Annotated in this window: 20 protein-coding genes; 8 read left to right on the top strand and 12 right to left on the bottom strand. The window is 37.3% G+C overall.

What is annotated here, in order from left to right; translation table 11 throughout:
- The first annotated feature begins 574 nt into the window (after positions 1 to 574).
- Positions 575 to 3,085 carry a winged helix-turn-helix domain-containing protein gene (locus tag ACIQXF_RS09365; RefSeq protein ID WP_402781945.1) on the top strand — a complete coding sequence of 837 codons (2,511 nt, stop codon included), beginning with the start codon at positions 575 to 577 and terminating at the stop codon, positions 3,083 to 3,085.
- A gap of 157 nt (positions 3,086 to 3,242) precedes the next feature.
- Here ACIQXF_RS09365 and safA read toward each other — a convergent pair whose 3' ends face one another.
- Positions 3,243 to 3,851 carry a SafA/ExsA family spore coat assembly protein gene (safA, locus tag ACIQXF_RS09360; protein WP_402781942.1) on the bottom strand — a complete coding sequence of 203 codons (609 nt, stop codon included), beginning with the start codon at positions 3,849 to 3,851 and terminating at the stop codon, positions 3,243 to 3,245.
- Between the two features lie 334 nt (positions 3,852 to 4,185).
- Positions 4,186 to 4,800: a transmembrane-type terpene cyclase gene (locus tag ACIQXF_RS09355; RefSeq protein ID WP_402781940.1), complete on the bottom strand. Its 615-nt coding sequence runs from the start codon at positions 4,798 to 4,800 to the stop codon at positions 4,186 to 4,188.
- Positions 4,801 to 4,971: 171 nt separating this feature from the next.
- Here ACIQXF_RS09355 and pgeF point away from each other — a divergent pair, with 171 nt between their 5' ends.
- Positions 4,972 to 5,733 carry a peptidoglycan editing factor PgeF gene (gene pgeF / locus ACIQXF_RS09350; protein WP_402781937.1) on the top strand — a complete coding sequence of 254 codons (762 nt, stop codon included), beginning with the start codon at positions 4,972 to 4,974 and terminating at the stop codon, positions 5,731 to 5,733.
- Positions 5,734 to 5,786: 53 nt separating this feature from the next.
- Here pgeF and ACIQXF_RS09345 read toward each other — a convergent pair whose 3' ends face one another.
- Positions 5,787 to 7,154, bottom strand: coding sequence for an amino acid permease (locus ACIQXF_RS09345; protein WP_402781934.1), 1,368 nt, complete (start codon positions 7,152 to 7,154; stop codon positions 5,787 to 5,789).
- A 312-nt stretch (positions 7,155 to 7,466) separates the two neighbouring features.
- Between ACIQXF_RS09345 and bcaP the strand changes: the two genes are divergently transcribed.
- Both bcaP and ACIQXF_RS09335 read left to right on the top strand, forming a co-directional pair.
- Positions 7,467 to 8,858, top strand: coding sequence for a branched-chain amino acid transporter BcaP (gene bcaP, locus ACIQXF_RS09340; protein ID WP_402781931.1), 1,392 nt, complete (start codon positions 7,467 to 7,469; stop codon positions 8,856 to 8,858).
- Positions 8,859 to 9,142: 284 nt separating this feature from the next.
- Entirely contained in the window at positions 9,143 to 9,331 is a 189-nt protein-coding gene (locus ACIQXF_RS09335; protein WP_402781928.1) for a hypothetical protein, read from the top strand.
- Positions 9,332 to 9,532: 201 nt separating this feature from the next.
- On the opposite strand, the gene ACIQXF_RS09330 is transcribed toward ACIQXF_RS09335, so the two are convergent.
- The 7 genes from ACIQXF_RS09330 to ACIQXF_RS09300 all read right to left on the bottom strand — a co-directional run bounded on the left by ACIQXF_RS09330 (position 9,533) and on the right by ACIQXF_RS09300 (position 18,846).
- The gene (locus ACIQXF_RS09330; protein WP_402781925.1) at positions 9,533 to 10,618 is read right to left on the bottom strand and encodes a DUF4362 domain-containing protein; all 1,086 of its coding nucleotides are present in this window, start codon (positions 10,616 to 10,618) and stop codon (positions 9,533 to 9,535) included.
- Between the two features lie 602 nt (positions 10,619 to 11,220).
- Positions 11,221 to 11,430, bottom strand: coding sequence for a hypothetical protein (locus tag ACIQXF_RS09325; RefSeq protein WP_402781923.1), 210 nt, complete (start codon positions 11,428 to 11,430; stop codon positions 11,221 to 11,223).
- Positions 11,431 to 11,480: 50 nt separating this feature from the next.
- Positions 11,481 to 12,998, bottom strand: coding sequence for an NCS1 family transporter (locus ACIQXF_RS09320; RefSeq protein ID WP_402781920.1), 1,518 nt, complete (start codon positions 12,996 to 12,998; stop codon positions 11,481 to 11,483).
- Positions 12,999 to 13,240: 242 nt separating this feature from the next.
- Positions 13,241 to 14,503 carry an NAD-dependent dihydropyrimidine dehydrogenase subunit PreA gene (gene preA, locus ACIQXF_RS09315; protein WP_402781917.1) on the bottom strand — a complete coding sequence of 421 codons (1,263 nt, stop codon included), beginning with the start codon at positions 14,501 to 14,503 and terminating at the stop codon, positions 13,241 to 13,243.
- A gap of 13 nt (positions 14,504 to 14,516) precedes the next feature.
- Complete coding sequence (locus ACIQXF_RS09310) at positions 14,517 to 15,884, bottom strand: NAD(P)-dependent oxidoreductase (protein ID WP_402781914.1); 1,368 nt, start codon at positions 15,882 to 15,884, stop codon at positions 14,517 to 14,519.
- 239 nt (positions 15,885 to 16,123) lie between these two features.
- Complete coding sequence (gene hydA / locus ACIQXF_RS09305) at positions 16,124 to 17,527, bottom strand: dihydropyrimidinase (RefSeq protein WP_402781911.1); 1,404 nt, start codon at positions 17,525 to 17,527, stop codon at positions 16,124 to 16,126.
- 74 nt (positions 17,528 to 17,601) lie between these two features.
- Positions 17,602 to 18,846, bottom strand: a complete 1,245-nt coding sequence (locus ACIQXF_RS09300; RefSeq protein WP_402781908.1) for a Zn-dependent hydrolase — start codon at positions 18,844 to 18,846, stop codon at positions 17,602 to 17,604.
- Between the two features lie 140 nt (positions 18,847 to 18,986).
- On the opposite strand from ACIQXF_RS09300, the gene ACIQXF_RS09295 reads away from it, so the two are divergent.
- The 3 genes from ACIQXF_RS09295 to ACIQXF_RS09285 all read left to right on the top strand — a co-directional run bounded on the left by ACIQXF_RS09295 (position 18,987) and on the right by ACIQXF_RS09285 (position 23,227).
- Positions 18,987 to 20,156, top strand: coding sequence for a PucR family transcriptional regulator (locus ACIQXF_RS09295; protein WP_402781906.1), 1,170 nt, complete (start codon positions 18,987 to 18,989; stop codon positions 20,154 to 20,156).
- Between the two features lie 151 nt (positions 20,157 to 20,307).
- Entirely contained in the window at positions 20,308 to 21,675 is a 1,368-nt protein-coding gene (locus ACIQXF_RS09290) for an aspartate aminotransferase family protein (RefSeq protein ID WP_402781904.1), read from the top strand.
- 31 nt (positions 21,676 to 21,706) lie between these two features.
- Positions 21,707 to 23,227, top strand: a complete 1,521-nt coding sequence (locus tag ACIQXF_RS09285) for a CoA-acylating methylmalonate-semialdehyde dehydrogenase (protein WP_402781901.1) — start codon at positions 21,707 to 21,709, stop codon at positions 23,225 to 23,227.
- A gap of 174 nt (positions 23,228 to 23,401) precedes the next feature.
- Here ACIQXF_RS09285 and ACIQXF_RS09280 read toward each other — a convergent pair whose 3' ends face one another.
- Positions 23,402 to 23,767, bottom strand: a complete 366-nt coding sequence (locus tag ACIQXF_RS09280; protein WP_402781898.1) for a DUF378 domain-containing protein — start codon at positions 23,765 to 23,767, stop codon at positions 23,402 to 23,404.
- Positions 23,768 to 24,053: 286 nt separating this feature from the next.
- Positions 24,054 to 24,494 carry a GNAT family N-acetyltransferase gene (locus tag ACIQXF_RS09275; protein WP_402781895.1) on the bottom strand — a complete coding sequence of 147 codons (441 nt, stop codon included), beginning with the start codon at positions 24,492 to 24,494 and terminating at the stop codon, positions 24,054 to 24,056.
- A 186-nt stretch (positions 24,495 to 24,680) separates the two neighbouring features.
- Between ACIQXF_RS09275 and ACIQXF_RS09270 the strand changes: the two genes are divergently transcribed.
- Entirely contained in the window at positions 24,681 to 25,586 is a 906-nt protein-coding gene (locus ACIQXF_RS09270; RefSeq protein ID WP_402781892.1) for a helix-turn-helix domain-containing protein, read from the top strand.
- Positions 25,587 to 25,913 lie beyond the last annotated feature (327 nt).

The raw sequence follows: 25,913 nt of genomic DNA, 5'->3' as shown, positions 1-25,913 counted from the left end.
TATTTGTCTATAAAGTGAAACTTCAATTAGTGGGATTTTTTATCCCAACTGATTGTTGTAGAGGAACACAAGCTTAAGTACTTCGCATCCTGCGGAAACGCTTGTGTGACCAACATCGTGTTGGCCTCAATCGGGCATTTATGGGCAGTGAAACTCCACTACTATTTTTCACATCAGTCTTACTGCCCGTTCATGCGGGATAAAATGAAAACACTCCACAAAGTCTAGGGAATCACTTTGTAGAATGTTTATTTTTTATAAATGCTACAAACCGCGCAAGTGTTACTCGCTCATCTGGACTAAATTTTTGTTATAGCAAGTGCAATATGTAATCTGCTACTACTAATCAGTAATATAATCATAGCTCAATGTGTGGGTGCATTGAATCGTCACTATACCGAAAGAATTAGCACGCTAAAATTAATTAAAATATTCGAAATAAGCAAGATAATACTGACAAATGTTAATGTTAGGACAATTAACATTCGAAAAATCGTAAAAATTTAGTAAAATGATAGTATCCTTCCGACTGGGTTTGTGTTGAAAAATTTTTTCGTAAATAAGGAGAAAAAATATGACGTTAAATATGTTACTATCTTCGAAAATTAAAGCTCCTGACAGTTCAATTGACACGGTAGAAAGAGCTCGATTATTTGACGCTTTTCGTAATAATACGTTAAAAAAGGTGACGATTCTTCGTGCTCCTGCAGGTTATGGCAAAACAACTCTTTTAAGCCACTGGCTCAAACAAACACAGGAGTCTATAGCATGGATATCACTTGACCATGCTGATAATGATCCAATTCGTTGCTGGACCTACGTATTACATGCGGTAGCAAAAGCTTTTCAAACAAATACAGATCAAGTACTTACACCTCTTTTGCATTCACAAGAACCAGCAACACTTGAATTTTTTATTAATTCCTTTTTAGAGGAAATCATCTCCATTGGAAAACCTATACATATTGTGTTGGACGATTATCATTTAATCTCTAATCCTATTATTCATCAACGAATGACACAGTTCATTGAGCAACTACCTGAACAGGTTCATGTTTATTTAACAACGCGAACTGCATTGCCATTACCAATTGCCAAATGGCGTGTTAAACAATGGGTACATGAAATTAATTCAGAACAATTACGTTTCACCTTGCAGGAAGCTAAACAATTTTTCGCGATGAAAAATTTACCTGCATCGAATCATGATGTACTCCAACTTATTATGGAAAAAACTGAAGGCTGGGTAGCAGGTTTAATACTAGCTAGCTTAGTAAATGACAAAGACTCCCTACAGCAATGGCAAGAGCAAGCACAGCCATTTATTTCAGAATTTTTATGGCAAGAGATTATTGCCAACCTGCCTTCTACAACACAGGCATTTCTAATACGCACATCGTTATTAAATGAGCTTGACCCAGTTATTTGCGACCAATTAACGAAGCACACAAACAGCCGTGAACTGCTGGAAGAATTAGAGGCGAAGGGGCTTTTCATCATACGTCTTCAAGCACCAAGGCCTATTTTCCGTTACCATCATTTGTTTGCAGAAGCTTTACAAATTGAACTAAACAGACAATTGTCAGTTCAGCAAGTCAAGACAACTGTCCAAGAAACTGCTCTTCTTATATATGATAAGGGTGATTATATCTCTGCGATTGAATTGTCCCTTAAGCATGAACTATATGACCAAGCAAATATATGGATTACAACACATCTTGTCCAACTATTTTTGTCTGGCCAAACTGCTACATTCATGCGCTGGTTACATCAACTTCGTAGCAATCACTATACAGTTCCTTACGAAATGCTTGTCATGGGCTTCCTTACCTCTATATCCACAATGGAGGTTGAAACGACTACTTCACTTATGCAAGAACTTGAACTACGTCAACATACAGAGCGATGGATGGAACAAGATGAGCATGCAGGAATGGCATATATTTATGAAAGTGCAAAGGCATACGCTATAGTTGCGTCAGGTGGAGATTTACTTTTAGTAGAAGAAATTATGCGGAAGTTACTTGATAAGGGACCAGCTCCTTCACGTTGGGATAACGTTCCAATCCCTTATAATATTTTTGAATATAAGCTGGTAAGAACAAGCTTAGGTTCGAGAGGAAAACTTCAAACATTAGAAGAAGGTGCAGCTATAGGAGAGCTTTTTCGAGAAACCGCTTTACAAACTGCTAATGTCACAGCGTTTAGTTATGGGGTTGCTGCCGAATCTTTATACGAGCGAAACCTATTAGAGGCTACGCAAACGGAGCTAGAAATCGCTATCAGGTTAGGACATCAATTTAATGATCCCGGTTTATTTATCCCAATGTATTTACTAAAGGCTAAAATTTACATGCAGCAAAACCAACTGAATTCTGCACAAGCGATGCTGACTCAAGTATTAGAGACTGTTAGAGAAAAACATTGGCAAACATCCCTTCGGATTATGCAAGCATATGGCTATGTAGTCGCCGGTGATACCCAGAATGCTGAGATGATATTACAGGCAACTAAAACAAAGCAACCTTTTTGGCAGTTAGTATATGCTCGGTTATTGTTATTAAAAGAACAGCCTAACGATGCTTTAACCGTACTGATTCAAGTAAAAACCAAAGCACAGCAAGATGAGCAAATTGCAACAATTGTGGAAGCGACGGTGCTTGAAGCAATTTGTCATAATCGTTTAGGAGACACCAAGATCGCATTGGATATTTTACATGAGGGATTAGTTGTGGCAGCGAAATTTTACTATGTTCGTACTTTTTTAGATGAAAAAGAAATACTCCCGCTTTTAAACAGATATTTCAAGGAAGTACAGCTTGATATGAAGTGGGATCCTGTACCGGAGCATTATTTTAATTATCTCAAAACAAGTAGCAAGACCCATACTCTCACAAACGAATTACTAACATCTCGTGAACAAGAGATTTTTGATTTATTAGCAAATGGTAAAACTAATCGCGAAATTGCTAACCATTTGCATTTATCGGAAGGAACCGTTCGTGTTTATGTATCCACTATATATAGTAAGCTTGGCGTTAATTCGCGCGCTAAGGCCATTAATATTAAGAATCAGCAGGGATAAGTATGAAAAAGTGTATCGACAAAAGACATCGGGAAGTTCACTCTCGATGCCTTTTATTATTTTTTCTATCTTCTATGTTCAAGCAATGGTAATTCCCTGTAAAATAAAATAACTGCCCTTCCCTCAGTAAAGCTGAGTTCGGGGCAGTTCATTATTGTTATTTTTGAATAAACATTTGCGTCCAGTAGTTGCCGTCCTTCACATATCCTACACCAATATGTGTGAAACTTTTGTTCAGGATATTTGCTCGATGTCCTTCACTGTTCATCCATGCTTTGACAACTTCCTCTGCTGAGCGTTGACCCATTGCGATATTTTCGCCTGCAGATTTATACGTAATGCCAAAGTTTTTCATCATTGTAAATGGTGTACCGTATGTTGGGCTTGTGTGATCAAAGTATTTTTTGTCATGCATGTCCTGAGATTTATATTTTGCCACTCTTGAAAGTTCCCAATCTTCTTTTAAAGCTGGCAGACCGGCTTTAGCACGTTCTGCATTAACTAGTTTAACAACCTCTTGTTCGACACCCGCTTGTTCTTTAGTAGGAATATTGATTTTTTGGCCTGGATATATTTGATTTGGATTCGCTAGCTGAGGATTTGCATCAATTAGCTCCTGTGTACCTGTTTGAGTTTTTACAGCGATTTTCCAAAGTGAATCACCTGATGCTACTGTATATGAGTCGGCTGCCAAGGCAACGACTGGAATTAATAATGATGCGGATAATACTGAAGCAAGTACTGCTTTTTTTACTTTTTTAAACATGTAAATCAATCCTTCCTAATTTGCTCTATATTTATCGTAAATAGTTTCACAATATTATTCATCACTAAATATTTGGAAGGATTTTTACAATTGTATTACATAAGGTAAAGAGTGCTATACAATTACCTACATGGCGCTATTCTTACTGTTGAACTTTGTAATATAGTTGCAACACTATTGTAATTAGCATATATTACTATAGTTTCTGTATGCAAAATTTTGGCTACAATAACCAATACATACAATTTTTATTAAGAATTAAAAAAATCTGCAAGACTTTTTGTGATTCTAAGCCCCCCTACTAAAGGTGCCTCTATCACAAAAAGCTTGCAGATTATTGAGCATATTTCCTATAAATTAATACAATATAGATCCAATCATAGATAAGGGTTGCAAGTGAGATTATGGTGATCAAAGGTGTTCGAAAATACATATAGAAGCCGACTGCAGCAAATGCAGTACCGACCATTTTACAAACTGCTATGCCCATTGATTGACCGCTTAAGTTCCCCCTTTGTATGAATAAGGCGATAAAAAGCCCCGACATTATCAGATTTTGTGAAAATGCTGCATATGTGCCTGCCATATCATCGAATTCATGCATCATCGCTAAAATCGTGAAAAAGCTTACTACGAGTGTAATGAAAAAAGATGAATAATATATTTTTATCGGAATTATTTTTTTATACTCCTTATAACCATAAAGCAAAAACTGCAGCATAATGAAGATGTCTAAAATAAACCAAATTAAAGTAAGGATTCTTTGCAGTTCATTTTGCGGATACATAAAGGCGAAGATAAATTCCCATGAAATATTTGCACAAATTGCAACCATCGGCATGCCATATTTCTTATCTTGAAATCCTTTTTTAATGATTAGTATGTATGTAATAATCCAAAAAAGCCCTGTGCCTAATTGGCAAATCAGTAGAAAATGTGCTTGCGTCATCTATTCACACTCCTTCCCACTATTAATGATTCTTCGATAATATATGTGAAGAAATCTATTTTTTATGTCTAAAAGTTCAATAGAGGGATATGAAATGTAATGTAAAAAGATCAAATCGTATGCGCCTATACATTCACTTGCCAATCATATATAGTAAGACGAGGTGATGATATGAAAACAAAAATTTATTTTGATAACGACCGATTTATCGCAGGCACTACCTTAAAGAATGCACTGGAGCTGGAACAAAACAATATGGCACTTCATACGTGTGTGAATGTAACGAATGTGCTAGAAAATCGAAAGAAATTAGCCGCAACCTTGCAGTGTGACTTGAATAGTTTCATTTGCACTCAGCAAACACATAGTGCTAATTTCCATAAAGTCACGATTGCTGATAAAGGACGTGGCGCACAGCAGATGAACACTGCCATTTCGAATACGGATGCACTCTATACACTAGAGCCGAATTTACTTTTATGTAGCTTTACTGCAGATTGTGTACCTGTCATTCTTTATAATGAAGTGAATGGCCTTATTGGCGTAGTTCATTCAGGCTGGCAAGGAACCGTTAAGGAAGTGACATTAAAGCTGCTCCAACATTTAATGGAGCATGAGCAATGCAAACCACAAGATTTCCACGTACAAATTGGTATGGCACTGAGTCAACAAAAATTTGAGGTGGATGTAGATGTCTACGAAAAATTCCACAATCTTGGATATGCTGAAGATTTTATGTATTTTAATGCTGAAACGAATAAATATCATATTGATAATCAACAAACCGTGAAAAAACAATGCGAGCTTGCTGGTATTCCATCCGAGCAAATATGCATTGATGCAACTTGCACATTCCTTAGTCCAGATGGCTTTTCCTATCGCCAAGATAAACAAGCAGGAAGACACTTAAGCTTTATTATGCGAAAAAAATAGTAGTAAGCAAAAAAGGATGTATCTCACAACACGTTGAGACACATCCTTTCATATTATTGATTTTTATCTGGACGATTTTTTCCAATACCAAACGCATAGTAGCTAATTGAAACAAGTGCTAAGAAAATAATTCCGACAATTAGAGAGACGCGTGTATCATCATTAAACCACATACCGATAAGCACCATTACTAAAAAGGCAATCGTTATATAGTTTGTAAATGGGGCAATCGGCATTTTGAACGGGTGCTTCGATAGTTGTTCACCTTTTATTTTTCTATACCGAATTTGACTTATTAAAATAATAAACCACGGAATCATCCCCGGAAGTACACTAGCACTGTATACATAGACAAATAAATTTTGTGGTGCTATATAGCTTAAAATAACCCCAATAACTAAACCAATTAGTACACCTACAGTACCGAATATCGGAACACCATTACTAGTAAGCTTCCCAAAAAATTTGGGTGCTTGACCATTCATGGCAAGCGTATACAGCATACGTCCTGCACTATAAATTCCACTATTACAACCTGACATCGCCGCTGTAATAACAACAAAATTTATCATTCCTGCTGCAGCAGTAATTCCAACCTTTGCAAAAGTTGCAACAAACGGACTACCAATTGTACCTAATTCATCCCACGGGTAAACTGTTACAATCACAAAGATTGCACCAATATAAAATATTAATATACGCCATATAATACTTTGAATCGCATTAGTAATAGTTTTTTGAGGGTTTTTCGCCTCTCCTGCTGTAATCCCAATGAGCTCGACACCTTGATATGCCGCAACCACTAATGATAAAGCGAAGAAGAAGCCAGTCCAACCGCCAGTAAAGAAGCCTCCATGATTCCAAAGGTTCGATAACCCGATTGCTACGCCTTCATTACCAATCCCGAAGAAAATAAGACCAAAACCTGCAACAATCATTAAAACAATCGTCACAATTTTAATCATGGCAAACCAAAACTCAAATTCTCCAAACGATTTAACAGAAATAAAGTTGGCCACAGCTAAAATCACCATTGCAATGAAACCTGGAATCCACGCTGGTAAATCTGGATACCAATATTGCATATATGTTCCTACTGCTATAATCTCTGACATTCCGACAATGACCCACTGGAACCAGTTACTCCATGCCGTTAAATAACCGGCTAATGGATGAATATATTTATAGCCAAATGTTGCAAAAGAACCTGTAGTTGGTTCCTCATAGAGCATCTCTCCCATTGCTCGCATAATAAAAAAAATAAATATACCTGCTATCCCATATGCTAGGAGCACGGAAGGTCCTGTCCACTGAATGGCACTTGCAGAACCCATAAATAGACCCACGCCAATTGTACCTCCAAGAGCAATCATTTGGATATGACGTGCCTCTAATCCTCTTTTTAATTCTTTATTTGCCACTCCAATTACGCCTCTTTCTTTTATGTTCTCTACGATGATTACTTTATCAATAATAATAAATTCTTTCTAAAAACACAATTGTATTTTCAGGAAAAACACATTAAATCAACATTACTTCAAATTTATATAATGACAAATAATTATTTCAGAATATTTTTATTATTCACATTAGACTAATTAATTTAAAAATCTCTTTTAATTTAAAAATTTCCTAAAATTCATCTAATTTAACTTAAAATCGTAAAAATAATTGACCTAATAATCAAAAAAGTATAAAATCTTTACATATTTCTAAGAAAAAGAGGTTTGTTCGTGAGTAAAAAGTTATTCAGAAAAAAGAATGTAGAAGATTTACTACAAAAGAGAGGGACTATTCAACTTAAGCAAACACTTGGTGCCTTTGACCTTGTATTGCTTGGCATAGGTGCGATTGTTGGTACAGGAATATTCATTTTACCTGGTACAGTCGCTGCTACCCATGCAGGTCCAGGGATTGTTTTCTCCTTTATCATAGCTGCCATCGTTTGTGCGTTTGCAGGCATGTGTTATTCGGAGTTTTCGTCTAGCGTTCCAGTTACAGGTAGTGCCTATACGTATGGCTATATCGTCTTTGGCGAAATTGTCGCATGGCTCGTTGGATGGGCATTGCTATTGGAATATGGATTGGCAGTAGCGGCTGTTGCTACCGGATGGTCATCTTATTTAAGTTCATTACTTGCTGGATTTAACATTGCATTACCAACAGCAATTTCAGGTGCATTTAATCCTACTGATGGAACGTTTATCAATTTACCTGCTATCTTCATTATTTTTGCTACAGCTTTTTTATTAACGCTTGGCATTAAAGAATCCACTAGATTAAATTCCTTTATGGTTTTCTTAAAGGTCGCCGTTATTTTACTATTTATCGGTGTGGGGATGTTTTACGTAGCGCCTACTAATTGGCAACCATTTCTTCCATTTGGTGTTGAAGGTATATTTAGCGGTGCAGCATTAGTATTTTTTGCTTACTTAGGATTTGATGCTGTTTCTTCAGCTGCCGAAGAAGTAAAAAATCCACAACGAAATATGCCTATTGGAATTATCGGATCACTCCTTATTTGTACTGTTCTTTATGTTGCCGTTTCACTTGTCTTAACAGGTATCGTGCCATACTCAGAACTAAATGTCAGTGACCCTGTAAGCTATGTTATGCAGCTTGTCCATCAAGATTGGATAGCAGGGATTATTTCACTTGGTGCAGTTGTAGGAATGATGACTGTTATTCTTGTAATGTCTTATGGCGGGACACGCCTACTGTACGCATTAGGTCGAGATGGATTACTACCAAAAAGCATGGCTGAGCTAAGTCCCAAATTTAAAACACCCGTGAAAAATACTTGGATATTTGCTCTACTGGTAGCTTTTTGTGCTGGCTTTGTACCACTTTCAAAGCTAACAGAGCTTGTGAATATGGGTACTTTAGTAGCCTTTACAATTGTTTCTATTGGCGTAATTAACTTACGCAAAAACAAAAATATCCCTTCAGGTGGCTTTAAAGTGCCATTTTTCCCAACGCTACCAATTTTGTCCTTTTTAATGTGTCTATTCCTCATCTCTCAGCTCTCAGTCCACACATGGATTGCTTGTGGTATTTGGTTTATGATAGGTCTGATTATTTACGCTTTATATGGGCAAAAACATAGTACGATGAATAAAAAGTAACATAAGAGGTCATGAAGTTTTTTCAATTACGAAAAACAAAAAACGAAATATTCAGAAGTATCGGCATATTACAAGTAGAATTTTTATAAACCTAAAGGTCGTAAGGATGTTCACTTCCTAAAAAGCTTTTTCGTCTAAAAAATATTTGTTTATCAATTTCGCCTTGGCGTAATTGCGTCCGGATTTTGAATTGTCCCAGGCCTGCACGACGCAGGTCAGTTAGCCGTTTTCGCAGGATGCGAAGGTTTTAGGCTAACATCCTTTATTCATTCCTTTCAAAATCCGTGACATCCGCCGGAGGCTTTGGGCCAACAGATGTTTTTTGCGCGAAAGCGAAGCGTCAGCGGCATGATGTTGGTCACTCAGTCGTTGCCACAGGACGTGGCGTTCTTAGACTGAGTTCCTCTATTTCAGTAGGTGTTTGGACACCCACTGAAAAAGAACCAAAACTGCATTCATCTCACCAGCTATAGAGGTGAGAGTCTTCTGTATCTGCCGCTACGCTTTCGATGCAAGAAACATTTGCTGAATGAAGATAAAAACTACAGCCCAATTGTTAGTTCTGTCTAACAATTGGGCTGTAGTACAATACGAGAGGCGCTTTTTTATTTCAGAGTTAATCCTAATCACAAACGAGTAATTTGACTAATAGATTTAGACTTCCTTAAAAACAATTAATGAATTTCTATTTTCTTAATTTCCTTTACTTTTGCCCTACCCGGTTTGGAATCACTCATTCGTTCTTCTATGGTTGCTAGGATTTTATCTCCTGGGTGGTATTCTTTTGTATCAATACCTTCTAGGATGGTAAATTCAATAATATAGTGATCAAAATCCATATGCTGTAATTCATCTTTAACCCATTCATAATCTAGCATCGTAATGCCTTCTCCAATCAACAGCCCGTTGTCCTTTTTTTCTAACACATAGCCTTGAATCGTGTCATTTGGCTGTACAATTTTTTTATTAGAGGATTGTTCGATGATGTAATTTGCTATCTTTGTAAATTTCACGCCATCTAAACTTTGATCACAATCATTCCATTGAAATTCTCGTTCACCACCATTTATGTGTACTTTTAGAAAGTAATTCGTTGAACTTTCCGTATCACAAGAACTCGTTAATTCTTTTTCACCTAGATAATTTGCAAAAACTAGTCTTTTATATACTTCTTGCTTTACGTCCATCGCAATATTCAAGTCACTGTTTATTTGTGTTCCGTTATCACTATTTTCTTTTATCAATGTGTTGGATAACGTATTTATTTCATTCTCCTTATTTAATCCATATTTCAATTCGAACTCAAACAGATCTTGTTGGCTCATGTTATAGCTAATGTGCAAAATTTCTTGCATTCCATAAAGTTCATCGCTACAGTCAACCGCTATATACGACGTATTTGTAGGATTAACTTCCTCAATTAAATTACTACATTGATTGATTGTAATAGCTCCATTTCCAAAGTTGTCACGAGTAGTGTCATATTTCACTTCAAGAAATTCTCCATCATGACTTAAATCTGTTACTATTGGATCTCCTTCAATCGTATAGTGTACAACTCGCAAATTAGAAGGAACTCCATTTTGTACATTGTCATAAAAACTAAACATTTTTTCCAAACCTTCAATACTTCCATGACTATTTAAAACATCGACATTTTTTAAGCCCTTCACATAAATTTCAGAGTTATTTTCTTCCGTACAAGCAGATAAAATTACAATTAAAAGCGAAAGGAAAATAATGTGTGTTGTTTTTCTCATTAGATTCGCACCTCCATTCTGATAATACACATAAAGAAAGTAATTGATTCCCTCCGATAATAAACATTTAAGGAGGAAATATGTAATATGTACCCCCAATAAAGAATACTAAAAACTAAAAAGACACTAAGCAATGTAACTATAGCTTCGGGGTAATTTACCGTAAAAAAATATTAATGCAATGCCGATTAGTGTATGAACAACAGCACAAAGTATAAAACTCAATTTCTCCCTAATTGAACGATTACATACAAGGTAAGTAATAATTTTAACATAAATATCCAAAAAAAATCACCTCAAACTAAGGAGGTGATTTTCTTCAAACCTTATTATAAATTATCAATCTTTTTTTAAAAAAGCTACACTTTATAAAAATCGAAACAGATGAGACTCTGCACTGAGTATTAGCAAACTATGTTTTACGACGAAAGTATAGTGATAGGAGCATAGGAAGCTTTGCTCTGCGCGAAAGCGAAGCGTCAGCTGTAAACGTATAGCCTAGAAGGAAAATCACTCTCATTTAAAGCGCCGCAACACTCATAAAGATATCCTTAACGATTTTGTTTTTCGGCACTTTGTATAGCATGCTTTTTTCACCTCTATTACTGCAATAGCGTTTGTTCTTGAAGCTTTGCCGAGAAGTATTTACGGGCATCTGCTGTTAGAAGTTGCAACAGCATAACCTCCTCCTGACGTGCAAACTCCACAAACATCCCACTCAAATTTTCGTAAACGTATTGGATTTTAAATCCACTATCTAAATAATGGTCTACCTTTTCGATTTCTTCTGTACTTTGTAAGTATTCTGACATGCAATCACCTCGCCTTTTCCGTTAATCAACCTCAGTGTATGATAGCTACGTTATTCAGCACCTTTGATTTCCAGTAGCGGATCTGGTTGCTCAACCCTATCATCCTCTTCCGGGACAGTTGGCACAGGCGCTTGTTGCTGTCCAAATAATTCATCCAAATTATGACCAGCAGTAATACCTAAATATTTTGCATCACTTGGATCTTCTAGCTCAGCTTGAGGATACTTTTTGAACCACCAATACTTTGCTAATACATAATATACGAATGCTCCTACAAAGAATCCTACTAAGGAAGAATACGTGGAGAAAATATTTGCCACTGCACCACCGATTACCCATGCGATTAAACCGGCTACGTTAAAGCCATTTAAATATTTAAATTGGCCTTCTAACTCATAAAGTGCTTTTACATGTACACGGCGTTTACGGATTAGATAATAATCAGCGAATAAAATACCAACTATTGCTGTTAAAATACCGCCAATAATTAATAATGCATTGACTAACACATCAAATAAACTCCATGGCTGCGCAATGATACCAATGATTCCTGCGATAACAACCCCAACCCAAAACGGCACTTTCGGTCCACCGATATTTGAAAAAATGGTTGCAGCTGGTATAACATTGGCAGAGGTATTTGTCGACCATTGTGCCAGCACAATCATTAACAGTAAAATACCTAATATGAATCCACTTGCACTTTGTTGTAATGCATTGATTGGGTCAGCAGAGGCAACAGCCATGTAGCACACGGCACCAATTGTCACAATGAAAGTATTAGTAATTGGCATGACGATTAATGATCCGACCAGCTGTGTTTTATTGCGTTTGAACCAATTGCGTTCATTTTTTGGTGCTTTAAAGAAGCGTGACAGTGAAGGCATATCGGCTGCTAATGTCGACCAAAATCCCATATTTGCCATGATCACTACCATAAATGCCGTGAAGGCTGTAAAACCTGTTGTTGGCGATTCTACCCACGTCCAAATATTTTTCCCTTGGGCTGTTGCAGTATCTGCCAATGTATAATACATCCAGCAAGAAATTAAAATAATGACCGGCGCTGCTAAATCTGCAAAGCGCTCAATAGATTTGATGCCTAGTGATGTATTAAATAGCTGCAGTGCTGCAAAGACAATGAAACAGATAAACCAATTATTAAAATCAAAAAGTAAGTTCACAATACCGTTAATAGCTAGTGCCCCGAAATAAGTGTTCAAGCCGAACCAACATGCTGCAGTTACTCCTCGGACAAGCGATGGAATATGTGTCCCAAATGTGCCGAATGGAGCACGCATATATACAGGGAATGATATACCATGCTCGATCCCTATATCACCAATTAACGTCATAAATACACCGATTAAACAAGAGCCAATCAAAGTTGCTAAAATAACCATTGGCAATGGTAGATTAATAATCGCCGAGCCACCAATTGCAAAAGCCGCTAATACAATTGCCATTCCTATCCAAATCACTGCAAAACCAAATGTTCCAATATTTCTTTGTTGATGTGTCACTGGAAGTAAATCTGGGGATTTTAAATAATTCCCGTCACGTTCCATAAAATCTCTCTCCTTTTTTCTCCAATTTCCGTGACAACTTACATGAGGCTATTCCTTCCTTCAACGAAAATGCTGAAGGAAGGTGGAATTTCAGTTTATTTAAGTCTCCTCACCATAACTTGGGTTGATTTCCGTTGCGACCGGGTGCTTTCTTAGCAGGCTTCCACTGACTTTACTTTAATCAACTCATTCACACGTGATGTCATTCCCAACCTGTGCTGCTGAACCTTATTGAAGACGTTTTACTTAGATAGACTGCTAATTAGAGATTGACGTTCATTCCAAGTCATTGGAGGAACTGCAGATTTGCGTTCAACCATTGTAATAGCTCCATCTACAGGACAAACAATGGAGCATAAATTACAACCTACACAGTCTTGCTCTCGAACCTTTAGCATCGGGCGACCATCTTCTGAGTATAAATCAATACATTGATGCGATGTATCCTCACAAGCAATATGGCATTTGTTACAATTAATGCAAACATCATTATTAATCTCTGCTACAATTTTATAATTTAAGTCTAAATCACCCCAATTTGAATATCTGGAAACGGAGCGACCGACTAAATCCATAACAGAAGCAATACCTTTGTCGTCTAAATAGTTGTTGAGTCCATCTATCATATCCTCAACTATACTAAAACCATGATGCATAGCTGCTGTACAAACTTGCACGCCCGTAGCACCCATTAATATAAACTCTGCAGCATCTTGCCAGTTGGAAATACCACCTATTCCTGAAATTGGCACATTAACTAATGGATTACGGGCACATTCAGCGACCATATTGAGTGCAATAGGTTTCACTGCTGGGCCACAATAGCCACCATGAGCACCTTTTCCTCCAACATGAGGCACTGTATTCCAAGTATCTAAATCAACACCAGCTAAGCTATTAATGGTATTAATCATACTAACAGCATCTGCTCCGCCTCTAGTAGCTGCTTCTGCCGTAACCGTAATATCTGTGATGTTTGGCGTAAGTTTTACAATAACAGGCGTACTTGCCGCTTCTTTCACCCAGTACGTTTGCTTTTCCACCAATTCAGGGACTTGACCAGAGGCAGAACCCATTCCTCGCTCTGCCATCCCATGTGGGCAACCAAAGTTAAGCTCAAGACCATCAACCCCCACATCTTCTACTCGTTTAACAATTTCGTGCCACTTTTCTTGCTTCGGTTCCACCATCAAAGAGGCAATAATCGCGTGATTAGGAAACCTTTTCTTCGTTTCATAAATTTCTTGCAAATTCACCTCTAAAGGACGGTCCGTAATCAGTTCGATATTATTGAAGCCCGCTACTCGTTGTCCGTTATAACTAACAGCGGCAAAGCGTGAAGAAACATTTAATATCGGCTCCCCTAATGTTTTCCACACAGCACCTCCCCATCCTGCTTCAAATGCACGTTGCACTTGGTAGCCTGAATTTGTTGGTGGTGCAGAAGCAAGCCAAAACGGATTCGGCGATTTGATGCCCGCTAAGTCAATTCGTAAGTCTGCCATATTAGTTCCTCCCTTATGCAATCTCACTTGGTTTTCTTAAACGTTCATGGATCTTGTATGCTGCATCTTTTCCTTGCTGCACTGCTGTTACAACCATCGCCTCGCCCTGTCCATTTCCGAAGACAACATCTCCACATGCAAACACTTTTTCATTGGAAGTTTGCATTGTCGTTTCATCAATATCCACAACACCATTTGTATGCTGTAAACCGAAAGCTTCAATCAATGACACAAAACGTGTTTGACCAATTGCCTTAATGACAGCATCCACTTCAATAATGAAATTAGACCCCATAATCTCCTCAGGTCTTTGACGACCATCCGGACCTGTGTCACCAAGCTTCATTTTTACACATTCAATACCGACAACTTCACCTGCCTCATTACCAATAATTTTTTTCGGTGCTGTTAACCACTTAAACTCAACACCATCCTGTTTGGCAAATTCATATTCAAATTTGTAAGCAGTCATTTCCTTTTGTGTTCTTCTATAAAGGATTTGAACATTATCAGCGCCTAAACGCACAGCACTTGTGGCACCGTCGATTGCGGTATTTCCAGCACCAATAACAGCTACACGCTTGCCAACTATGTTCATTGTAAGCGGTCCCATTTTTGTCTTCCTAACAAACTCGATGGCATCATATACACCGACTAAGTCTTCTCCTGCAATGCCCAAATTCGGTACAGCCCCCATACCGACTGCTAAAATGACACTGTCATATTGCTCTAAAATCTCCTCTGCAGAAATATCCACGCCAACGGTTGTGTTCGTTTTGATTTCCACACCAAGCTTTTCAATTTGTTCAACTTCCCAATCAACGACTTCATTCGGTAAACGGAACGATACAATACCATAGCTACCTAAGCCACCAGCTTTAGACTCAGCTTCATAGATTGTGACAGCATAGCCAAAACGACTAAGTTCTCGAGCGGCTGCTAATCCTGCAGGACCTGCACCAATAATCGCTACTTTTTGGCCATTGCTTTGCCCTTGCTTAAACAGCTGAACATTTGATTTCATCGCCCAATCCGTTGCATAACGTTGCAATTCTCCGATTTTAATTGGCTTTGTTGAGGAATTTAGCACGCACGCCCCTTCACATAGTTCCTCCGTAGGGCAAACTCTTGCACAGCTTGCACCAATTGGATTTGCTTCTAATATAGTCGTCGCAGAGCCCTTCATATTACCAGAAGCAATTTTTTTTATGAAATTTGGGATTTGAATACTCGTTGGACAAGCTTTAATACACGCTGCATCATAGCAATACAGGCAGCGATTGGCCTCCTCTATTGCTTCATTCTTTGTCATCCTACTCGTTAATTCCACAAAATTGCGTTTTAGCTGTTGGGTCATTGTATTTTCTTGATTCGGAGCCATTCCACATCCCCCTCATGTGTTCATAATTCATTTACATTAAAAACAATGTGCTAAATAAAGATAAAAACTACGAGACCAATTGCTGTGCTCTCCAGTCAAAGCAATCGGTCATAAAGTAAAACTCTAATCAGTGGAGTTTCTTTATATCCATTGATTATTAGTCCTCACGATTCGGGCTATTTCGGGCAATTAATCTATTCTTTCGCTGAAGCCCGTAAATACAGATTTACGGATAGACGCTAAATTTTTAATTCCTCTGCAGCTGCCTTTTTTAAAGGACGTTTTATATATTGTCCACTACCTAGTACACCAACAAATTCTTTATCTTTAATGACATATTCTCCTCGCACTAAGACACTGACTGGTTCACCTGATACCTCCCACCCCTCATATGGGTTGTAATCCACATTCATATGGTGCGTCTTGGCCGAGATTTCTCGTTTTGCCTCTGGGTCAAAAATAACGATATCGGCATCAGAATCGATGGCAATCGTTCCTTTTTGTGGGAATAAACCAAATATTTTTGCTGCTTTAGTGGAAATCATATCGACAAACTCATTAATGGAAATCTTACCTTTCGCTACACCTTCTGAATATAAAATACTGAAGCGATCTTCAATAAATGGCCCACCATTAGGAATTTTAGAAAAATCATTTAATCCTAATTGTTTCTTACCTTTAAAACTAAATGAGCATTGGTCAGAGCCAATCGTTTGTAGTTGTTTTGCTTTTAGCGCATTCCATAAATGTTCCTGATGGTATTTTGGACGAAGTGGTGGGGACCAAACATATTTTGCCCCTTCAAAGCCCGGTTGTGCTAAAGCAGATTGATCCAATGTTAAATAAGGTGGACAAGTTTCACCATAGACGTCATAGCCTTTTTCACGCGCTGCAATGATTTCGTCTACTGCCTCCTTACAAGTTACATGCACAACATAAAGGGTAGCACCAGCGATATGGGCTAACTCAATAGCGCGTTTTGTCGCTTCACCCTCTAATTCTGCTGGACGAGTAAGCGCATGATAAATCGGCTCCTTATGTCCTGCACGTCGCGCCTCTTCCACAAGTTCATCAATAACTGAGCCATTTTCGCAATGTACCATGACAACAGCACCAAGATCTTTGGCGATTTTAAAAGCTTTAAAAAGTGTACGATCTGTGGCTTGAAATTCTTTTGCATAAGCCATAAATACTTTGACAGAAGTAATACCCTCCTGCTCTAAAACTTTCGGTAATTCAGCTTCCGTTTCAGGTGTTAAATCACCAATCATTAAGTGAAATCCATAGTCAATGGCTGATTTTCCCTTTGCCTTTTCATGCCACTTTTCAACTGCCGCTGAAAGCTTTTCCTCACCAGCCGTTAAGCAAAAGTCCAAAATAGTAGTTGTCCCACCAAAAGCTGCCGCAATCGTACCAGATTTCCAATCATCATCTGTCACAGTATTGTTGAATGGCATATCTAAATGCGTATGCGGATCAATTCCACCCGGCAGCACATATTTACCAGTTGCATCAATAATTTCTGCCCCTACCTCGGTTAAATTTTTGCCGATTTGAACAATTTTTCCGTTTTCTATTAAAATATCTGCCTCAAAAACATCTGAGGCTGTTGCTACTCGTCCACCTTTAATGATTTTTTTCATTTTCCCCTCACCCTTCGTAAAATAATTGGCGAATGCTCAATCAACTTCGCCTGGCGTAAGATAATACATCTACCTTAATGTAACGTGTATGTCTCTCCCAGACTGAACTTCGTTTGCAGTGTCAATACTGTTTCAAGTAAAACATCTGCTCCCTTCGCACAGTCCTCAAATGTTGTTTCCTCTTCCTCGCAATGACTTTTACCATTAATGCTTGGCACGAAAATCATCGCTGAAGGAATCATGCTTGCCATATATTGCGCATCATGTCCTGCGCCACTAAACATTCGATGGGCACTGTAACCAAAGCTTTGACAAGCTCTTTCCACCTCATTACAAATATCTGTATCGAAATAGACTGTATCTCTACCCCATAGCTTGGTAGGCTGAATACTACAGCCCATATTCTCTGTAGGTAGATCAGTCAATATTTCCTCAACCCTTTGCATGACCTCTGGCTTTTGATGACGCGAATCAATCGTAAAAATCACCTTGTTAGGAATAACCGTATGGATATTTGGAGAGACGTTTACTCGACCAAAGGTAAACACTAGTTGTTCGTCAATTTTCCCAAGCTCTTCATGTAAATACGTAATCAATTTGGACGTCACAAGCATCGGATCTTGACGCATCGACATTGGAGTTGTGCCCGCGTGATTCGATTGACCTGTCACCGTAATTTCATAGCAGACCATGCCTAATACACCTTCTACAACTCCTATTTCCTGTTGGTTCGCCTCAAGTACAGGCCCTTGCTCAATATGCAATTCAATATAAGCTAGCGCTTCCTTTAAGCGATTTTCTTGATCGCCCTCATAGCCACTTGCTAGTAGTGCTTCCTTGAAACTAGTACCATTTTTGTCGACAGATTGTAGCATTTTCTCTTTTTCAAATTTTGATGAGATAACACCAGAGCTCATCATGGCTGGATCAAAACGAGCACCCTCTTCATTCGTAAAATTAACAATCATTAACGGTATATCGAGCTCAATGTCATTTTCCTTTAATGTTCTAATTGCTTCTATAGCTGTTAATACACCTAATACACCATCAAATCTTCCACCCTTTTCAACAGAATCTAAATGCGACCCCATGACAATTGGAGGAACATCCTTTTTTCCTGGTAGAATGGCATAAATATTACCCATATCGTCCACTTTGATGTCCATCCCTAATTCATCACAACACTCACAAAAGTAGTTTCTAGCTAATACATCCTCATTCGAAAGAGACAAGCGCGTTACGCCACCATTCTCAGTAGCTCCAAATTGACTAAATTGTGCAATTAACTCTTGCAATCGTCTACTATTACACTTATACATATGCAAGTCCTCTCTTTCACAGTAGTTACTACACATTCTATAAAAGATAAAAATTGCGAGATATGGTTATAAAACTAAAAAAATATGTGCAACTGCACATGATATATGGTAAGTTATCTTCATATATAAGGGGGGAAAATATGGGGACGATTCGTAAAATTGTGGAGGGTGTTCAATTCCCAATGCTAACATTAGTAGCTGGACAAAGCGGCACGTATCGAAGAGTCACAGGAATTAACGTAGTAGAAAGCATCGATTTAATTATGTTTTGTAGACCTAATGAATTAGTCGTCACTACAGGTATTAATTTAGTCTCACAAGGAGATTCCTTAGAGCAGCTTGTTAAATTAGCTTTCTCTAAAAAAGTAGCAGGATTTATCATTAATACCGGCCCATACATTCCAAATATACCAGAATCAGTCAAAAAATTTGCCAACAAACATGATTTTCCTATTTTTCAAATGCCATGGAATTATCGCATTGCCGACCTTTTAAAAACAACATTTCAATTTATTGCCAATCACCATCAAGAACTTTCTATCGAAGAAAAGGCTCTTTTCAATTTACTTTTTCACTACAAACAAAACGCCAACTCTATAAAAGATCAATTAACACAGCTTGGATTTCCACAAGGAAGAGAGCTAGCCATCATTTCTTGCACAACAAACAGTGCACAAGTTACGATAGATCGCTATGAGGTCTTGATCCAATTTGCATTTCAGAATAGATATAAACGCTTCTTAAAACTAAAACATAAAAATTACCTCATCTTTTTAATCGACAGAGCACAAATTAATACACCAAATACTCCCTTCTCAAAAATAGTTGAAGAAATCTACGATAAAATTACTCAGAAAAATGGTTACTTGGATATTATCATTGGTAAAGGAAACTATCATAAAGAGCTTGAAAATGTTCGTAAAAGCTATGATGAATCATTAACGGTTATCCAATTAGCAAAGCTTCATAACAACCGCTTCTTATACAAATATAAAGAAATTGGTGCCTATAAAATTATTATGGCCGTACAAAATCAAACATTAATCAAATCATTTAGCCAAGACATTTTAGGGCAACTTTATCGATATGACGACTTGCATAACACCGATTATGTACATTTCTTACGCATTTTCCTTGAGGAAAATGGTAGCACTAGTAGGATTAGTGAACGTCAATTTATCCATCGCAACACAGTCCTTTATAAAATAAAAAAAATTGAAATGCTGTTAGATATGGACTTAAGTAATCCATTTACTAAGACAAATCTCTATATTGCATTTTTGATTGAAGATGTGTTAACGCACCAATAGTCGTTAATATATCTGAATTTTCATTTAACAATTTCACCTTCTAAATCACGTTATGCATTCATATAAAGTACAAATGGGGTCTATTTTGCCTTTTGTTGCCTCATATAAATGAATGCTTGCAAAACTACCTGTTTAGGAGGATTGAGACATAGTGGCAAATTTAACAAGTCAAAATTGGCAAGTGAAAGATGAGCAGTATGTTTGGCATGCGATGAAGCCATATAACCCGAATGCAACGATGATTGTCCAGAAATCAAAAGGAGCTTGGATTACAGATATTGATGGCAAACGATATCTAGACGCCATGTCCGGTTTATGGTGCGTAAACGTTGGCTACGGGCGTGAGGAAATTGCCCAAATCGCTTATGAACAATTACTAGAAAATACGTATACACCTTTATCAGTCGGTCATATTCCTGCCATCCAATTAAGCGAAAAAATTAGCGAGCTCTTAGGCGATGATTATGTCGTATTTTTCTCAAATAGTGGCTCCGAAGCAAATGAAGCTGCCTTTAAAATTGCACGACAATATCATCAGCAAAAGGGAGCTGCAGGTCGGACAAAAATTATCTCTCGCTATCGTGCCTATCATGGAAGCTCGATGGGTGCATTAGCTGCAACAGGACAAGCCCAGCGTAAATATAAATACGAGCCATTTGCACCAGGATTTCTACATGTTACACCGCCTGACTCTTATCGTGCCAATGAAGATCATATTCAAAGTAATGACCCTACTGCATTACCATCTGTGCAAGCCATCGATCATGTCATGACATGGGAAATGTCAGATACTATCGCTGCTGTTATCATGGAACCTATTATTACAGGTGGTGGTGTGATTATGCCACATGAAAACTATTTACAAGGAGCAAAATCTGTTTGTGAAAAACATGGTGCCCTGCTCATTGTAGATGAGGTTATCTGTGGCTTTGGACGTACTGGTAAAGCATTTGGTTTCCAAAATTACGGAATACAACCGGATATTATAACGATGGCTAAAGGCTTAACGAGTGCCTATATGCCCCTTTCTGCAACCGCTGTACGACGAGAAATTTACGAGGCATTTGCTGGTAGTAAGGAATATGATTTTTTCCGTCATGTGAACACGTTTGGTGGCTCTCCAGCAGCCTGTGCGGTAGCATTAAAAAACATTGAAATTATGGAACAGGAAAATTTATTTACACGCTCTGCGGAAGTTGGCTCTATTCTTCTGTCTGAATTACAAGAGCAATTAAAGGATCATCCATATGTAGGGAATATTCGAGGGAAGGGCTTATTAATAGGTATTGAGCTTGTCAGCGATAAAAAAAGTAAAGCACCACTTGATATAGTGGAAGTCAACAAAGTGATCAGTGTCTGTAAAGATCAAGGGTTAATCATCGGTAAAAATGGCGTTACAGTTGCAGGCTTTAACAATATCCTAACACTGGCTCCACCACTGATTATCTCCTCGGACGAAAAAGATTTTATTGTGGAGAAATTCACAAATGCCTTAAGCACACTTCTTCAACAGCCATAAACCTTATTAAATTTTAGGAGGAATTACTTTAATGGTTACAAATACGGATGTAAAAGAATTAGGTCACTTTATAAACGGGGAGATTGTTCTAGGAAAGAGTGGACAATATTCAAACGTCTACAATCCTAGCACAGGAGCCATCATTGCACGGGTCCCTCTTGCAACTAAAGAGGAAGTACAAGAGGCAATCTCTGCTGCAAAGAATGCTTTTCCAGCTTGGCGTGCACTATCCGTTGGCAAACGGGCTGAAATAGTGCTCAAGTTTCGACAATTGCTAACAGAACGAATGGATACCTTAATTGACATGATTTGTACTGAAAGTGGAAAAACGACTGAAGATGCAAAGGGTGAAATTACGCGCGGCTTAGAATCTGTTGATTTAGCTATCAATGCACCTCATTTACTAAAGGGTGAGTATTCTGTCAATGTTGGAGGCAATATTAACGCTTATTCAGCTAAAGATCCACTTGGTGTAGTTGCAGCGATTTCTCCTTTTAATTTCCCTGTCATGGTACCGCTGGCGATTACAAGTATGGCGGTTGCCGTTGGAAATTGCGTCATCTTAAAGCCATCTGAACGTGTTCCATGTTCAGCACTCTTTTTATCAGAGCTTTGGAAGGAAGCAGGTTTACCAGATGGTGTATGGACTGTCATCAATGGAGATAAAGATACTGTAAATGAACTTTTATCCAACCCTACAATTGAAGCTATTTCATTTGTTGGTTCAACACCCGTTGCAGATATGATTTACGCAACAGGTTCAAAATATGGTAAACGTGTAACTGCGTTAGGTGGCGGTAAAAATAATATGGTTATCATGCCAGATGCAGACTTAGAACAAGCTGCTAATGCTTTTTTAGGGGCTGCTTATGGAGCTGCCTCTCAACGCTGCATGGCTATTTCAACGATTATGCCCGTTGGAGAAGAAACGGCCAATCAATTAGTGAAAATTTTAGCCGAAAAAATTTCGAAATTGAAAGTAGGACCATATACAGATCCAGAAGTTGACTTTGGTCCTGTCATTACACAGCAATCAAAAGATACGATCATCGGTTATGTCGACCGCAGCGTTGAAGAAGGTGCAACATTAGTATGTGACGGTCGCAACCCTGACATTTCGAAAAACTCGAATGGCTTCTATCTAGGACCTACCCTACTCGACAACGTTAAACCAGGTATGGAAATTTACGAGCAAGAAGTATTTGGTCCTGCACGTAATGTTGTACGGGTGGAGTCTCTTGACGAGGCTATCGCATTAATCAATGCGCATGAACTCGGTAATGGTGTGACTATCTTTACGAATAGTGGCGCAGCAGCTCGTAAATTTACTTCCGAAATCGAGGTTGGGATGGTTGGTGTTAATGTCCCAATACCAATTCCTGTGGGCTACCATAATTTTGGGGGCTGGAAACGTTCTAAATTCGGTGAAGGACACATGTTTGGACCTGACCAAGTTCGCTTCTTCACAAAAACCAAAACAATTTCTGAAAAATGGCTCGACCAAAACAATGAATCTGCCTCGTCATTTGCTTTTCCAAGTAATAACAGCTAATAGTTGTGAACTAATATAAGGAATCTGGAAAAATCCGTATTGTTATCTGGCGTTTAGAGAAGTAAAGCACCCATTCTCAATCCTTGATTTCAATGCGGATTTTGTCTGTTGTTTATCTAAGCCATAATGAAAAAACTGACGAACCAAATGGTCACCAGTTTTTTTGATAAGAGGTTACTTTTTATTTTTACTTTTGTTATTATGTTCATTCTTTTTTTCTACTTTTTTCACTTCAGTTGTTCTTACTTCAGTGAAATCTGCTTCTTCACCAGCCTCCAAACCATAGCTTGGATTTCTGTCTATGCGAGTTTGGGAATCAAAATCTTCATTAAAATCTTCATCCTCTTCAAATCGCTTCACAAGAATCGGCATGCATATTAATCCGGCTATCCCGACAAGTGCATAAACCCATCGTGATAATACCGCTGTTTGTCCACCAAACAAATAGGCCACTAAATCAAATCTAAAGAATCCTATAAGTCCCCAGTTGATAGCTCCAATAATGACTAACACTAAAGCGATTCTATAAACTACGCTCATGTTTACACCTCCTTCATTTGTAATAAAAAGCTAGTTATACACTTGACGAAATTTTTCAAATGTATGAAAGCAAAAAGCCGTCATAACAGTGATAAAACTACAAATACTAATTGTCATCAAATCACCCATTTTGACGGTCTTATTTTTCGCAATAACTACTTTTTTATACAAGAGGCATCCTTATTACAGCAAACAAAGGAATTGAACACGAACTTGCACAGCCCTTGCTGCGGTCAAGATCTTCTACCAAGAAATCTAAAATTCCCAAGTAGCACCACATTTCAGCTTATGTTAGATTTTTATACATCACAATATGTGGACCAATTGGGGGATAATCAAAAACTTCACCATGTATGTTAAAGCCTAATTTACTATAATATTCTTGTACTGAAGTTCTTGCTTTGCACCATAAGAAATCGATATTTTGTTCTGTTAATAAATTTTGGGCATAATCAATAATCTGTCTTCCGGCTCCTAACATTCGAAATTCTTGAAGCGTTGCCATTCCTCGTAAGCGATATTGATTTTCAATGCTAAAATCAGGATTTTTCTCGATACAAAAAGATGCTATACTAATCAGTTCCCCCTGGTAAAAAGCCCCAACATGAAATGCACCTTCTTCATGATCCGTAGTATACACACAATCATCAACTGTCATGTTGGGACGTAAGACTTTATGTCTAAGATTATAAGTCATTTCCGGTTTAATCTTTTCAACCGTTATCATAATTTCCCTCCTATAAATAAATAATATTCGGCTCCCCAGTCATTTGACGATGTTTAAAAATCGAAAATCTTGTTGGAGTATGGTGAATTGTTATTTATAATACCTGTAGAGAGCAAAACCTAAAATTACTTTTTTACTCATTTAAACATCCTCCTTAAAAATATTTAGTAAGATAGGTGAAAAAATTTGCATAATAATCTAGGGAAAGAAATTACTAATTTAAGAAAAACATTACACTTAACACAAGAGCAATTAAGCAACGAAATTTGTACCCAACCAACGATAAGTATGATTGAAAGAGGAGAAATAATCCCGGGATTAGATCTACTAATTGCAATATCATTAAAATTAAAAAAACCTATAACGTATTTTACGGATATTTTATTAACTGATAATTATAATTATATTAATAAGCTAGTGTACGATATAGAAGAACTAACTATTAAACAACAATTTAATATAGTTAATGAGATTGTCAATCGAGAGTTAGATAAAGACCCTCAAGACTCTTGGTTTCGAATATTCTTAAAATGGCAATTCTATCTAAGTTCGTATCACTTAAATAAAGTAAGTCTTGATGACGCATTATTTAAAATAAAAGAATTAGTATCAAATACACCAGACACTATTATAAATAAAAGCTTTCTAAAAGACCGAATTTACAATACTATAGCTTTTTTATACGCTATTAGAGGAGATTACAATGATTCTTTATTTTATTACAATAAAATAGACCTTAATAGTAACGAGTTCTACTCTCCTAGATTAAATCAAGATATCTATCAATTAAGAATACTGTATAATAAAACGAAAACTCTCTATGATATGAATAAATACGAAGAAGCTATACAATCTTGTGAACAAGGAATCGTTAAATCAATTAAGCTTGAAAACATGTCTATTATAGGAAACTTTTATTATTACCTTGGACAATGCTACGAAAAGAAAAATGTAGATAAAGAGAATATTGCGAATTGTTATACTAAAGCACTGTTTTTCTTTGAATTATTAAATAGAGATATTTATACAAAAATCTTAAAGATGGAAAAGAAGAATTTTCTTAAATCAAACTTGGGAAGTTGCGATTACTAATAATATCCATATACACCTCCTTTATACAATTATATAATACAATTTTAAGCTTTTTTACAAAAGAGAATATAAGTATTCTTATATATTTCCAATTCGGCGATTAATGCCCATTATTCATCATCCAATTGTGGTGTTTGCAGAAGGTAATGAATTTGTTTCTCACCTCTACTAATGGGCTTGAATTGATCCGCCTTTAATAGCGAATACTTTATCAAGACATTTTTTATAAAACTATCACACGTGTTGATTAACCAAAATTATACAGTCGTTGAATGATTTATGTCCCAATGAAACATCAGGCTTTCTTTCACTCTAATTCGCCATTCC

It is taken from the genome of Lysinibacillus sp. NPDC097231 (genome assembly GCF_044761885.1).
GTDB lineage: Bacteria > Bacillota > Bacilli > Bacillales_A > Planococcaceae > Lysinibacillus.
The sequence above is the reverse complement of the archived record's forward strand: the minus strand, read 5'-3'. Positions and strand labels throughout refer to the sequence as shown.